12 protein-coding genes, 2 pseudogenes and 1 riboswitch are annotated in these 14253 nt (G+C 37.1%); of the genes and pseudogenes, 8 read left to right on the top strand and 6 right to left on the bottom strand.

The features are described 5' to 3' along the window. Positions 1-11 precede the first annotated feature (11 nt). The 5 genes and pseudogenes from JK635_RS22625 to JK635_RS22610 all read right to left on the bottom strand — a co-directional run bounded on the left by JK635_RS22625 (position 12) and on the right by JK635_RS22610 (position 2677). The gene (locus tag JK635_RS22625) at positions 12-719 is read right to left on the bottom strand and encodes an ABC transporter ATP-binding protein (protein ID WP_202656328.1); all 708 of its coding nucleotides are present in this window, start codon (positions 717-719) and stop codon (positions 12-14) included. Beyond that, positions 719-946 (bottom strand): annotated as a pseudogene (locus JK635_RS24515) (ABC transporter permease); the annotation flags it as partial. The pseudogene JK635_RS24515 and the gene JK635_RS22625, both read right to left, overlap by 1 nt. Continuing rightward, positions 946-2100 (bottom strand): annotated as a pseudogene (locus JK635_RS22620) (ribonucleotide reductase barrel domain-containing protein); the annotation flags it as partial. The pseudogenes JK635_RS24515 and JK635_RS22620, both read right to left, overlap by 1 nt. Then, the gene (gene nrdI / locus JK635_RS22615) at positions 2097-2456 is read right to left on the bottom strand and encodes a class Ib ribonucleoside-diphosphate reductase assembly flavoprotein NrdI (RefSeq protein WP_202656186.1); all 360 of its coding nucleotides are present in this window, start codon (positions 2454-2456) and stop codon (positions 2097-2099) included. The gene nrdI and the pseudogene JK635_RS22620, both read right to left, overlap by 4 nt. Then, positions 2453-2677 carry a glutaredoxin family protein gene (locus tag JK635_RS22610; protein ID WP_202656185.1) on the bottom strand — a complete coding sequence of 75 codons (225 nt, stop codon included), beginning with the start codon at positions 2675-2677 and terminating at the stop codon, positions 2453-2455. Before JK635_RS22610 ends, nrdI begins: the two co-directional genes overlap by 4 nt. 117 nt (positions 2678-2794) lie before the next feature. Beyond that, positions 2795-2973: riboswitch (cobalamin riboswitch) on the bottom strand. A 227-nt stretch (positions 2974-3200) separates the two neighbouring features. On the opposite strand from JK635_RS22610, the gene JK635_RS22605 reads away from it, so the two are divergent. The 8 genes from JK635_RS22605 (at position 3201) to JK635_RS22570 (ending at position 11760) form a co-directional block, all read left to right on the top strand. Next, complete coding sequence (locus tag JK635_RS22605; protein ID WP_202656184.1) at positions 3201-3476, top strand: AbrB/MazE/SpoVT family DNA-binding domain-containing protein; 276 nt, start codon at positions 3201-3203, stop codon at positions 3474-3476. After that, entirely contained in the window at positions 3469-3891 is a 423-nt protein-coding gene (locus JK635_RS22600; RefSeq protein WP_235888340.1) for a type II toxin-antitoxin system VapC family toxin, read from the top strand. The genes JK635_RS22605 and JK635_RS22600 overlap by 8 nt, the downstream gene beginning before the upstream one ends. A gap of 334 nt (positions 3892-4225) precedes the next feature. After that, a complete protein-coding gene (locus JK635_RS22595) occupies positions 4226-4975 on the top strand; it encodes an SAM-dependent methyltransferase (protein WP_202656182.1) in 750 nt (249 codons plus the stop codon). Between the two features lie 308 nt (positions 4976-5283). Next, positions 5284-5529 (top strand): hypothetical protein, encoded by a 246-nt coding sequence (locus tag JK635_RS22590; protein WP_202656181.1) that lies wholly within the window; start codon positions 5284-5286, stop codon positions 5527-5529. Between the two features lie 299 nt (positions 5530-5828). Next, positions 5829-6998 (top strand): saccharopine dehydrogenase family protein, encoded by a 1170-nt coding sequence (locus JK635_RS22585; RefSeq protein WP_202656180.1) that lies wholly within the window; start codon positions 5829-5831, stop codon positions 6996-6998. 110 nt (positions 6999-7108) lie between these two features. After that, positions 7109-8563: an aldehyde dehydrogenase family protein gene (locus tag JK635_RS22580; RefSeq protein WP_202656179.1), complete on the top strand. Its 1455-nt coding sequence runs from the start codon at positions 7109-7111 to the stop codon at positions 8561-8563. Between the two features lie 119 nt (positions 8564-8682). Continuing rightward, a complete protein-coding gene (locus tag JK635_RS22575) occupies positions 8683-10383 on the top strand; it encodes a sigma-54 interaction domain-containing protein (RefSeq protein WP_202656178.1) in 1701 nt (566 codons plus the stop codon). A gap of 114 nt (positions 10384-10497) precedes the next feature. Beyond that, entirely contained in the window at positions 10498-11760 is a 1263-nt protein-coding gene (locus JK635_RS22570; protein WP_202656177.1) for an MFS transporter, read from the top strand. Positions 11761-11909: 149 nt separating this feature from the next. Here JK635_RS22570 and JK635_RS22565 read toward each other — a convergent pair whose 3' ends face one another. Continuing rightward, complete coding sequence (locus JK635_RS22565) at positions 11910-13892, bottom strand: methyl-accepting chemotaxis protein (RefSeq protein ID WP_202656176.1); 1983 nt, start codon at positions 13890-13892, stop codon at positions 11910-11912. Positions 13893-14253 lie beyond the last annotated feature (361 nt).

The raw sequence follows: 14253 nt of genomic DNA, 5'->3' as shown, positions 1-14253 counted from the left end.
GATTAGTACGGTTATAATATAGTTTTTGAAAAAATTGATGCGTTTTTAAACTGTTGGGTAATTTTTCCATCTACTAATTCAATGATTCTATTACATTTTTTTGCAACCTCAATATCATGAGTTACAACAATGATAGTTTTTCCTTCCTTATTTAATTGCAGTAGTAAATTAATAATCTCCTCGCCCGTTCTTCTATCTAGGTTCCCAGTTGGTTCATCAGCTAAAATTAATTCCGGTTCACCTACTAAAGCTCTTGCGATTGCTACCCTTTGTTGCTGGCCTCCTGATAATTCATCTGGTGTTTTATGTACTTGCTCCTTTAAACCTACTTTTTCTAAATATGATTTGGCTTTATTTATTCTCTCTTTATGGCCTAATTTTCTATAGGTTAATGGCAATACAACATTATCAAGAACCGTATAATCTTTTAATAATGCAAAATACTGAAAAACAAATCCAATCATATCATTTCTTGTCTTATGGATTTTGTTTTTTCTGATTTCTTTTAATGACTTACCCTTAAAAAAATATTCGCCTTCAGTGGGAGTATCAATTAATCCTAATACGTTTAATAGAGTACTTTTACCTGAACCTGAAGGACCCATTATGGAAATTAATTCACCTTGCTGAATATTTAGGTTTATGCCGTTTAACGCAAAAGTATTATTATTTCGATTGCTATATATCTTTTTAATATCTTTTAGTGTGATAAGTTCCATCATTCCATTCCTCCTATCAATGACTTTGACTCCATTTTTCTAATAAACAAGAATACAAAAAAGTTTGATAAGAAAATAATGAGCAATAAAACCAAAAATACCGCAAATAAGATAGGTGAATTAAACTTAAAATCTAATACACTTGCCATATTCATTTCACTTGAAAATTTCAAAAGTCCATTATATTTCCAGGCAAAATGAGCTAGTGATAAACCCATACCAACTATAATTGGAAAATTTCGGTGCATAAGTTAGACATTTTCACCCGGCCAATGTTTTTGAGCGGATGAACAACGTTGACATTATCATCAAAGATTTCAAATGGATAGCCTGATTCAAATTGGGCCTTTTTTATTTCTGTATAAAGCTTTCTGGCATTAAGTCGCTTCATTTTTCGGATATTAGGATTATCCAGTAGCTCGTAATACATCTCTGTCATCGAAATTTCCGACATGCGTTTGCCATATTCTTTAAAAATATCGTAGGGACTAAACAACACCATATCTTTATCTCGTTTCATTAGTTCAAAGAAGATCGTTGGAATAATGATCCCTATGGATAGAGTGGCCAGTCGAATTTTATCATCGGCATTTGGTTTTTTCGATGAAAGAAAGTTTTCTATGTCCGCATGAAAAATATGTAAATAGGCAACACCAGATCCATTTCGTTGTCCAAGCTGATTAGAATAGCTAAATGAGTTTTCTAACAGCTTTGCGACTGGTATGACACCACTTGCACGGTTTAAAATTCCTTTAATCAGATCACCTAATGGACGCAAATCGGTTAAGTTTACCCCAACACCGCCGCCAAGACGTGATAATTCCAGACAATATCCGATATTTTCGGCAATGCTATTCATCGTGTCATCCATGGATAATTGATAGCAGCTAACTAACTCGCCGCGTGCTTTCTTCCCGCTATTTAAAGCAGTGGGTGTAGCAGGTTGATAAGACTCCATCATCGCTTCCACTGCCTGTTCTGCTAGTTCCGTATTGCCTTGTGCTAAATACAAGGCAATAATGACAATCCGATCTTCATATTTTTCTAGAATTTCTTTACCGTCGCGGCTTTTCAGGCAATAGCTATCGTAAAACTTGCTGGCACTCATAAAAGATGGGAAACGGAAGTGATACTCATAAGCTTTTTTGTACATTCTTTTAATAAATTCCATATCGTACATGTCAATAAACTCTTTTTCATAGTAACCTTCATCGACTAAATAACGAATTTTTTCTTCTATATCCATAAAGTAATGCAGGCGTACATTTACATATTCTAAAAAGTAACGGCGCGTTGCTTCTCGGTCTTTTTCCAATTCTAATTGTCCTGTTGTACTATAACGATTTAGGACATCATTATTTAGTTTTTAATACGTTTTCATTCCTTCACCCTCGTTTCATAAAACTTTTGAATGGCTTCATAATCGGCTTGATATCCTCGTAAATCTAGTTTGCGCACTAGGGGGATATGATAAGTCGCTGCAATTTTCTCACCAGCACCGCCAAATACTGTATGACCGAAGTTGCTATTGCCACTAACAACGACACCTTTGCAAAATTTGGCATTTTGTTCTAAAAAACGGATCACCTTTGCAGGAATATCACCTAACCCATCTGTGTATGTTATTAATAGGTAGGGCTTATTCACCATTAATTCTTTAGAAATCTCAATCGGATCCGCCGTTAATTTGGAGGCAATATATCGGACATTGCCAGTGCGGCTGGTATAAACAATCATTGTGCAATCAGCTCAATTTGGGAAATAACTTCCTTTACATCACCGATAAACTTCCCTTCATATTCAAGAACAGGAACACTTAAAAAGCCTGCTTCCATGATGGTTTGCTTTGCTTGTTCATCGAGATCAATGTTAATGATGTCTGCTCTAAGCCTGGCACGTTGTAATTCGGATTTTACCCAGAGGCATTTAGGGCAGATTGTTTTCGTATAAAGTTTCATGTCATCCCTCTTTTCGTCATATAAAAAGGCTATCTCTGCGAGTGAGATAGCCTAAAATGGAAACGTTCAGCAATAAAAAATAGTTACGTCTCCATTTCTCAATCCCCGAAGAAATGATCAATCTATTTTATATAGGCAGGTCTCCTGGCTTTGCTTCATTCTCCGATTCCCTTCCCATGCGAATGCATAGTGGTATTGAATCATTGTCAGCTTTACAGTTGCGGGGACAGCGTCGGTATTGCACCGAACTTCCCTATTAAACTACATCTAGTAGTACCTATATAAAATTTACACCATATATTGTTTTGATAGTTTTAAGTTTAGCACGCTTAGAATGAAATGTAAATCGTTAAAAGAACACGATAAATATTCTCCGTTTGCTAATTGTGATGTTGAAATAGTTGTGAATTGATTGATGAAAGAGAAAAATACGAAGAAGCATTAATTTTTTCATTGTTCTATTGAATTGTCAAAAAGTATTACTTATAATAAAAGTAATACTTGGATGTGAGGAGGGGATAGAATGGAATTAATGAGTGGAAAGATGACAAGCAAAGGACAAATCACTATTCCAAAAGAACTCCGAGAGTTGTTACGTGTTAAAGAAGGCGACCAGCTCCTCTTTTTAGTGGAGAAGGACACAATCAAAATTGAACCTGTCAAAAAGAATTTGTTAAGTCATGTCATAGGTCGTGTGGAAGTAAGTGAACCTATTGATGTAGAGCATATGCGACAAGTTACTCAAAAACAAGTCGCCCAAAAGATTTATCGAGAGGAAATTGGTGAGTCAAATGAATAAGTTTTTTGTCGATACCAATGTTCTTATTCGATTGATTGTGAAAGATAATGATGATAAATTTCGTACCATGTTGGAATTAGCCAAGAAAGTTGAAAATCATGAATTATCATTAATTATTCCTACGGTAGTAATAGCCGAGTGCTGCTGGTTATTAAAGTCCTTTTATCAGTTAGAAAAATCGTTAATAAAAGAATATTTAACGGACATCCTTCAATCAGTCAATGTAGAACCTGAAGAAGAAACGGTAATAGAAGCCTTACGGTTATATGCCGAAAAAAACGTAGATTTTGCGGATGCTTTGTTAAGTGTCAAATCTTCGAGTACCTTGCCTGTTTTAACATGGGATAAAAAAGATTTTAAGAGGTTGAATTGCGAATATTTCAGTCCAACCGAGTTAATCCAAATGGAAAAATAAAGAGTAAAAATAACGATAAAAAGCAGAGTAACCTATATGCCTATTCAGTATAGGAATCATCTTCTAGCTGCTTAATCTCTTTTTTTATTGTGTCCTTGACATGGGTGCCACTTTACTTCTGTCTGGTCCCCTTTATATAGAGAGAATCTGCCGCAATCGTACGCAATTCCGAAGCAAATTGCGATCTTTCTTTAAGTTAAGGACCGGTTTGTTCAATAACATCCTTAATTGCCATTTTCCCAAGTTGCATTAAATTAATATAACCATTAACATTTGATTTAGGGACAAATTAAATAATTTGATGCCATTATCAATAGAATAAGGAGATTGACAATTGGATAGAAACAGATTTTCAGCCATTGCCCATCGTAATCATGCATTTAGTAATCCAATTAATGAAGCTAAAATTATGAAGATGATTGACATGGTATTATTAAAGTCAGAAGATAAAGTGATAGATATTGGGGCGGGAAAATGTGAATTGCTGATTCGTCTTGTAGAAAAGTACAATATTTCAGGCACTGCTATAGAATTGTACGGCGGAGCTATCGAAGAAGCAAAGAAAAATGCTGGAGGCAGAATTCCCGAAGGCAGCATAGAGTTTATTATTGACGATGCCAACGTGGCGATTGAGAAATTTGAACATGATGAATTTGATTTAGGCATATGCATAGGCTCTACTCATGCTTTAGGTGGACTAGATACTACACTAAAGAAGATGAGACGTCTTGTAAACAAAAGCGGCTACATTCTAATAGGTGAGGGCTACTGGAAACAGCGTCCAAGTCACGATTACTTACAAGCTCTTGGCGGTGCAAAAGAGGCTGATTTAAAATATCATGATGAGAATGTAAGAGTTGCCGAGGAATTGGGGTTAGTTCCGCTTTGGTCATATGTGGCTAATGAAGATGACTGGGATGAATATGAATGGCTCTATTCCTCATCGATTGAAAATTATTGTCACGAAAATCCCAATGATCCAGATTGTATTGTCATGCTGGAACGAATCCGGGCATGGAGAAGGACTTACTTACAATGGGGCCGGGATACCTTAGGATTTGGATTGTATTTGTTCCGTAATTAACACTCAAATCCTATTTATGGTTCAACATGAAAAGAAAGTAATCTAGGCGTTGCTTAGCAACTCCTCAGGCTGTCGGAAAACATTCGGCAGTCTATTATTTTATCTATTATCCTTAATAATTCACTTCTTCATCCTGCATGAAATACTCCTAAAAATCCCCTCTTTCTTTCATTGATCTTTACTCTTTTATTTTCCAGCGGAATTTTTGTCATAAAACCTTCACAAGTTTATCGAACCATCATGTCCCTTTGCTCCCTTTAACCATATATAAACTATGGAAGATATTTTTATAGTAGAAAGGATCGTGGTTGAGGGTAGTATGTTGCGGCAGGTATCCGAAAAAAAAAGAAATTCGCGACCTTTTTGAATCTTTTTGTGAACAGAATAAGACCTATCCCGATTTAGAAATGATCGATCCAGATGAACATGATACATATATGGATCCCGAAGCGGTTGACGAGTCGTTGGCATGTCGTCGTACGATAGGTGGGCAAAAAGAGATTTTTATGTCAACTTTAACATATTTCTTCCTCCCGGTTCTCTTTCTTCAATAAAATAATATTTTTAATGATATTCTACTAAAAATTGATATAATTGGTTCATAATATATTCATTATAGTGAAAATTTAGAAAATTAAATAATTATCACAAGCATAAACAATTTTTTATCAATCTATTACCTTAGATATCCTGATGCTATTAAGCATCAAATTTGATGCTAGATGCCATCTATTTCACAATGGCGGGTCAGTTGAGCCGTGTTGTAAGCGCTTTACAGGTTGGCACGAATCTTGCTTTATATTTTAGTGAGTATGTTAAAAACATACAAATACAATTGAAAGGAGGCTGGGTCTTGAAGGAAGTTATTGTATTAGGGGCAGCCGGAACGATTGGAAATGTAATTATGAGAGATCTTGTTGAAAGCGGGGTGGAAGTAATTGGAGCCGACATGGATATAAACCGGCTTCAACAACTAAAAAATGAGCTAAATGCCAAAAATTTGGCTGTTTACTCTCTTGATATTAGAGATCATCAGAAAACGACAGAATTATTACAAAAAGCAAAAGTATGCGTAAATGCTACCAACTATATTTTTAACATGGATGTCATGAAAATGGCAGCTAATGCAAAAGTAGATGTACTTGATTTAGGTGGACTCTATAATGTAACGAAAGAACAACTTAAATATGATGATTTCATGAAAGAGGCTGGAGTTCTTTCCATTCCGGGAATGGGGTCTGACCCGGGCATTTCCAATGTGCTAAGCCGATATGGAGTGGAACAATTGGATACCGCCGAAGAAATCCATATTCGCTATGGGTCCACAACTACTGGTGCAACCTTTCCCTTTGCGATTGATACCATCATAGACGAGGCAACCAAAAGTGCTATGGTGGTGAGAAATGGCCATTTATATGAAATCCCACCTCTGAGTGAGGAAGAAGATACCATTTTTCATGAAAAGCTTGGTGTGCAAAGAACCTATTCCATACTTCATTCTGAGTTAGCTACATTACCTCTAAGTTTTCCTCAAGTAAAAGAAATAACTTATAAAGATACATGGGATCCTTCAACAATTGAGAAAATTAACATGCTGGAACAATTTGGGCTGTTAAATAATCACCGTCATAATAACTCTCTCTCGGCCAGACAAAAGCTAGTGTCTTTACTTAAAGAAACAATTTCTGAAGACCCCAAGTGGGGAACAGACGAACTGATGGTCGAAGTAAAAGGAACGAAAGCTGGAAAAAAAGCCTCGATCAAATTGGAATTATTATGCGGCTGGCAGGAAAAGTGGAATATCAATGCATTGGCATATGTTACCAGTATGCCGGCATCCATCGTCGCTCAAATGCTATTAAATAAAGAAATCGAAGGAACAGGTGTAAAACCGCCTGAACAATGTATTGACCCATCAAAGTTTATTTCATACTTAACGCAAAAGAATATCACACTGCTCTCTACTTATTGTGAAACAGAACAAATTCAAAAAAATCCACAAACGATTTTATCTAATATATGAAATTTATAGTGTAATAGAACCTTTTATTCTATTAAAATGTTTGTTTTAAAACTGATCAAGGCATCAATTAAAATTCAAATACCCATAAAAATGAAAAAGGAGTTGTCACTATGCAAACAAAAACGGCTGTATTGAGGAATTTTATTAATGGGGAGTGGAAAGAGTCCGCTAGTATAAACGTACGTGAAATCGTGTCTCCTGTTACAGGTGAAATCATTTACCGAGCTCCAGATTCCACTGAAGAAGAAATTGCTGCAGCGGTTGCAGCCGCAAAAAAAGCCCAAGTCCCCTGGGAAGCTGCTACTGCATGGGAACGTGGCCGCGTTTGTTATGCCATCGCTGATGCCATCGATCGGAATAAAGAAAAATTAAGTCGCGCCCTCACGCTGGAACAGGGCAAACCATATGAAGCGGAAGCATTACCAGATATTGAGGAATCAGCAGAACTATTTAGAATTGCCGCAGAAGATGCAAAACGGATGGAAACAGCGATTATCCCTTCACTAGATAAAAATAAACGAATTTTCACCTTCCGCAAAGCAAATGGTGTTTATGGAATTATTATACCGTGGAACTTCCCAACACTGATGCTGGCAGAATTTGTCGCTCCGGCCATTGCAGCGGGAAATACCATCGTTCTTAAACCTTCAGAGTATACGCCGGGAATCATCAGTCTCTTTACCGAAATCATGCACGAAGCTGACATCCCGCCGGGCGTGCTTAACATCATCTATGGTGATGGAAAGGTCGGACAGCAGCTGATTGAACATCCAGGTGTTGATGCCATCGGATTTATTGGCTCTCATACGACTGCTGAAAAAATCGTCCGTGCTGCCGGGTTAAAACCGTCGATTATTGAAGCAAGCGGTAATGGTCCAACGATTGTTTGCGAAGATGCTGATCTGGATGCAGCTGCCAAAGGATCTGTTCATGGAGGATTCTTCAATGCAGGGCAAGTGTGCTGCGCTACAGCACGTGTCCTTGTTCATGAAAAGGTTCACGATGCATTCGTAGAACGTGTAGTGGAAGAAGCAGAAAAATGGCCATTAGGAGATCCATTTGATGTGGCAACGAAAGTTGGGCCAATGAACAATGAAGCGACAGCCTCCAAAATGGAATCACATGTACAAGATGCGCTTGCAAAAGGTTCAGAAGTTCTTTTAGGAGGCAGGAGACAAACAAATTGTCCAACCAATCTTTATTTCCAACCAACCGTTATTGATAAAGTTGGCTTAGATACGTTCATTAATAAGCACGAGACTTTTGGGCCAATTGTGCCAATCATTACGGTCAAGAGTGATGAAGAGGCTATTGAAATCGCGAACGATTCCTATTTAGGATTACAGTCTGCTGTGTATACAAAAAGCTCTGCACGTGCCTTCAAATACATGAATAGCTTAAAAACGGGCAATACCATTATCAATGAACACGGAGGTTATTGGGAACCACATGTACCGTTTGGAGGCGCAGCTGGGACTCGTACTGGCTGGGGACGTATTGGCGGCAGATACACAATGCTGGATATGACACATCTTCGCACGGTTACTTGGGATTTCTCTATTTAAGCTTAGCATCTGGTTGTAAAAATATGGTTGCGAGCATAAATGTTCGCAACCATATAGGTAACCGTCTCCATTTCTAAATGAAGCACCTAACAAATTTTAGATTTTTTAGGAGTAAAAATATGGATAATGGAAAATATCATATTTACAATGCTGTTTATATTTCGTGGCCAACTACCATTGAGGCCATTCTTTTAAAAGCGTTAGAACTAGATTGTCAGTGGTTTATTTTGCAAGAAAATGATCAGACCATAGGCTATATAAACCGGTCTACTTTATCTAAAAAAGTAAAAGAGCTCGGTTTCAATCATATTTTAAAATTTCCTTTAGAAAAACTTGTGATGAAACCTATACTTAGTGATGGAGAAGTAAAATCATCAGAAGGGATTAATAATGCCTTTTTGTTAAAAACAGAATTTGAAAAAATAGAAAGTGTTATTGATTGGAAGATTGGTAACCGAATAAGTAATCATATTGCTTCAGATAAATGGGTACTTAAAGAATTAGAGACAATCTTCTATAATTTTTTCCACAATATACTCATTACCGATGGATATGGAAATATCACATTTGCTACCGCTGAAGATGACCAGCAATATTTAGGGAAAAATGTATTTGATTTAGAAAGACAAAAAGAATTTTATCCCTCAGTTACTGCGAAAGTACTTAGTACCGGAAAAAGAGAAAAAGGATTGCAATATACAAAATCTGGAGAAGTTTTTGAAATTGAATCCGTTCCAATAAAGGATAATAACGGGAAAATTGTGCGGGTTATCTCGATAACCAAAGATTCATCAGAGGTTACTGAGTTAAAAGAAAAGATTCATGAGGTCAAAAACCTTTTAACTAGTTATCAAAATGAAGTGATCAGCATGCAGCAAGAGCATTCGGGTACAAAACCTTTTATTTACGCCAGTAAGGAAATGGAAAATCTAAGTGATCTTATTAAATCTGTCGCATCTTATGATACCACGGTTCTTATTTTAGGTGAAACAGGTGTTGGCAAGGAAGTGGTTGCCAATAGAATCCATAGCTTAAGTAATCGATATGACAAACCATTTATTGCCGTAAACTGTGGTGCTATTCCTGAGACCCTGATGGAATCAGAATTATTTGGCTATGAGGATGGATCATTTTCTGGAGCTCGGAAGGGAGGAAAAATCGGAGTTTTTGAATTAGCTAACAATGGCACAGTATTTTTGGACGAAATAGGTGAGATGCCTTTACACCTTCAAGTCAAACTTCTTAGAGTTTTACAAGAAAAAAAGCTAAAAAGAATCGGTGGACTACAAGAAAAACCTGTAGATATGCGTATTATAGCAGCTACAAATCAAGACCTAGCAAAAATGGTAAAAGAAAAAACCTTTAGAGAAGATCTCTATTATCGACTGAATGTCGTTCCCATTACTATTCCCCCACTTAGAGCAAGAAAAGAAGACATAGAGGCCTTAACATTTTATTATCTGCAATTTTATAACCAAAAATATAATAAGAGTGTTGAAATAAATGAATTAATGTTAGAAAGATTAAAAAGGTACTCGTGGCCAGGTAATGTTCGTGAACTTCAAAATGTCATTGAAAGATTTGTTATTACCGGTCAAGAGGTTTCCTTTACTGCTGATCAACCTTTATCACCGTTATCAAACGGAGTGATTATGAGTGCGAATAGGAAGTTTCCACAATTATTTGATTATCTTGATAAAGTGGAGCAACAACTATTATTGGAAGCAAAAACAAAATCCAAAAACACAAGGGAAATGGCTAATCTCTTAGGTGTTAATCAATCGACAATTGTTAGAAAGTTAAAAAAGTATAATTTATAAGTGATTTTCCACAATCATTAATGATGAGATAATTTATCTGAATATTATTTATTTTCAAATTAATATTTGTGTTTCATAAGATTCGTTTTTCAATCATTTAGGAGGTGCTAAACGATGGAGAATACAAAAGTAAAAGGTCAATGGACAATGCTCTGGTTATCATATTTGGCGTTAGTAGGTTGTTTCCTTCCTTATATTGGATACTCGACTCAAATAACTCAAATTATGAAAGACACATCCATTACTTACGCTCAGACCGGGATGTTGGCTTCCGCGACTGCTTTAGTTGGAGGTTTAACTTTACCCTTTGTTGGGGTGCTGGTAGATAAGTGGGGGGCTCGAAATGTTATATTGTGGGGACTATTGATTAGTGCGGTAGGGCAAATTCTTTTCGCTTATATGCCAAGTTATGCAACACTAGTTTTTTCTAGGGCACTTATTGGTTTAGGTGTAGGCTTATTGTTTGTCGGACCTTACACGATGGCAGCCCAATGGTTTGAAAGATCAAATGGTGTTGGTTCTGCAATGGGGGTCATGTTTACATCTGACGGGATTGGTACAGTGTTTTCTCTTTACTTATTTTCATATGTTCTTACAGCCGTCGGATGGAAAAATGGATCGGCTCTTGGAGGTATATTCCTCATTGTTATTTTAATTATTTCTTTCTTAGTATTAAAGAATCCTCCTCATATCACGGATCGTCAAAATTCTGTAAAAGAATCAGGGGAAAAATTTAATTTGAAAGACTATCTAAAAGTGATCGGAGATAGAAATGTCATTGTGGCGTCCGCCTTTTTCATTGGTGAATGGGGCTTGTATGCGGTTATTGCCTATTGGGTACCGACGATTCTTATCGAAGATGCTGGTTGGTCCGAAGGCCTTGCAGGATTTTTAACGTCCTTATATGTCCTAGTTGGTATAGTTCCTTCTATTATTCTTGGATTAGTATCAGATAAAATGGGAAAAAGAAAGCCGTTTATCATACTTGCAGGCCTATGGATGACTCTTACTGTAATCATTCTCACAATAGCATTAGCCAATGGCAGTTATGGCCTCGTTGCCTTTATGATGCCACTTGTTGGCATTGGAGTATATTCGGGAATGCCAGTAGCATTAGCTTCAGCAGTGGAATCCGTGGGAACTAAGTATGTTGCTACTGCCAATGGATTTATTTTAGGAATTGGATTTTTAGTAGGTGGGTTTTTGTACCCATATATAATGGGCTATATTAAAGACGCGACCGGGGCCTATACAATAGGATTTATTGGCATTATAGTGGCTACCTTTATCCTGAATTTTGCTGCTGGATTAGTAGGTAGGGATCCGAAAAAAAACGAAAACATGAAAACAACTGATGATGTAGTAATCCAAAGTTAACATAATTCATCGACAAAAAGATGGATTAGAGCCTATCGATGGTTTTAAAAAATTTCTTAGCTGATGGATAAAAAAATTGCAGATTTCAATACATTTTTCAGATAAAAAGCGGGCTGTTGCTGTAAAGGTAACAGTCCGCTTTAATTACGTTATCTTTCATATTTAAATTGCTGTGACATTTTCTTTAATTCTTCCACCATCGATGATAATAAGTGGGCTGATGATGAAATTTCCCGCATGGAGGCCAATTGTTCCTTTGCGGATGTCGCAACTTCTTCAGAAGTGGAAGCATTCTTCTGAGCAATCTCTACCATTTCATTGGTTGTCGCAGTTACTTCTTGAATCGAAGCTGCTATTTGTTGAGCCATGGTTGAAACCTCTTGCATTTGTGGCGTGATCTCTTTTGTACTTTGAAGAATGATGGTAAACTTCTTGATCGCTTCATTGGAAATATCGACACCATTTTTAACATCATTTGTTACACGAGTCATGATATTGACGCTATTTTCCGATTCCTTTTGAATTTTTTGCACAATCTCATGAATTTCTTTTGCGGAGCTTTGCGATTGTTCCGCCAGTTTACGTACTTCGTCGGCCACTACGGCAAACCCTTTCCCATGTTCTCCGGCTCTTGCCGCTTCAATCGCGGCATTTAAAGCAAGCAGGTTGGTTTGGTCGGCGATCCCGGTGATGACATCCAAGATAGAGGTCACTTCTTTAAGACTTTCAAACAGCGATTTCATCGTGGTATTTGATTCCAGTACGGACTCATGGATCGATTCCATTTGCGAAACGGTATTTGCAACGGCTTGTTCGCCTTCACTGGCTTGATTCATTGTGTCGCTGGTCAGCTCTGCAACCTGCTGCGAGTGATGGGCAATACTAGTAACAGTGGCCGCTACTTCACTTAAGGAATCAGCCGCCTTATCCACTTGATCTGTTTGTTTTTCCGCATTATCGGATACTTTTTGCATTGAAGAAGAGACTTGGGCTGTTACGGCACTATTTTCTTCCGCACTTGCGGATAGCTGTTCGGCTGATGCCGCCACCTGGATCGCGCTTTGTTCCACTTTTTCAATAATCATTTGCAGCTTTTTCTGCATTTCGTTAAAGGCGACTCCCAGTTGGCCAATGATATCATTCGTTTTTACCTCAACATGCTTGGTCAAATCTCCTTGACTGACAGTGATCGCTGTATTTTTTAACTCTTTCAGCGGTTTAATAATCGATTTCATAATGAAAAATACGCAGATTGCACCAATTAAAATGAAAAGGACATTAATCAGCAGCGTATGTTGAATGATAGGTGCTGCTGTCTGGTCCACCTCTGAAGAATTTAACGTGCCGGCAAGCTTCCAACCGGTAGTCTTATTCGTTACAAAACTGAGCATTTTGTCTTTACCGCCAAGTTGATAGGCAAATTGTCCTTTTTCTTGGTTATATAATTTTTGATAAAAGCTATCTTTCACCTGGGTTCCCAAATCTTCTGTAGGATGGGAAATGACCATTTTATTTCGATCGAGAATAAAGGTATACCCTTTTTCTCCGATTTTAATTTTGTTGGCTAAAGTCGTTAATTGCGATAAGTTGATATCTACCGCCACAACACCGGAATCGTCATCCAATGTTTTCGATACGGTAATGACCATCTGACCGGTTGTAGAAGAGACATAAGGTTCGGAAATAACAGTGGTTCCTTTATTTTCTAAGGCACTTTTATACCAAGGTCGTTCTCTTGGGTCATACCCCTTTTTCTTCGCCACATTTGGCTCGCGAATAAACAAGCCATCTTTCGTTCCGACATAGACGGCTTCTGCCTCCGGATGTGTTTGTTCATACATATTCAATACTTTTCGTACCGCTGGGCTCTGTTCACCTTTATATTGGTCTGACTTGATCGATTTTGCGTAGATGGTCATATCGTTTAATTTAGGCTCAATAAAAGTATTAATTGATACATCTAATAACTCGATGTTTTCATCAATACTGGACAATATTTGTTTTTCAACCGCCTTTTTAGCGCTATCATATGATAAGATCCCAACAAGTACTGAGGGAATGATTAAAATTAAGGCATAGGAAAGAACTAATTTTACATTTAAATTTTTGAATATTTTTAGAACATTTTTCATTTGGCTAGCCCCTCTTTATATGTATTGAAAAAGCAAACAACCTGTATGGCAACAAAAATTGTAATTTTTATACCGCTTCCAATTCTTAATCTTAACACAATTGTTTTAGCCAAAGTAGGAACGGAATCACTTTTGTGATACGTTTCACATAATTTTCACTTTTTTTAACAAACGTATTTCCCTTGGTTTTGATATAGCTGATCGATTTTGTGTGCAATCAAATAGTGGAAAACAGAGGGGCTGCCAATTTGGACAGCCCCTCTTGTTTTAGCTATTAAATTTCCTCTGAAGAACTTTTACTTTCTAAACAACCTAGGACAGTAGGCTATTTTAGTATCTTAGTTTATCAATCTCTTATTGA

This window comes from Neobacillus paridis (assembly GCF_016765675.1).
Taxonomy (GTDB): domain Bacteria; phylum Bacillota; class Bacilli; order Bacillales; family Cytobacillaceae; genus Neobacillus; species Neobacillus paridis.
Note: the sequence above shows the minus strand (reverse complement) of the source record. Positions and strands in the feature narration are given on the sequence as shown.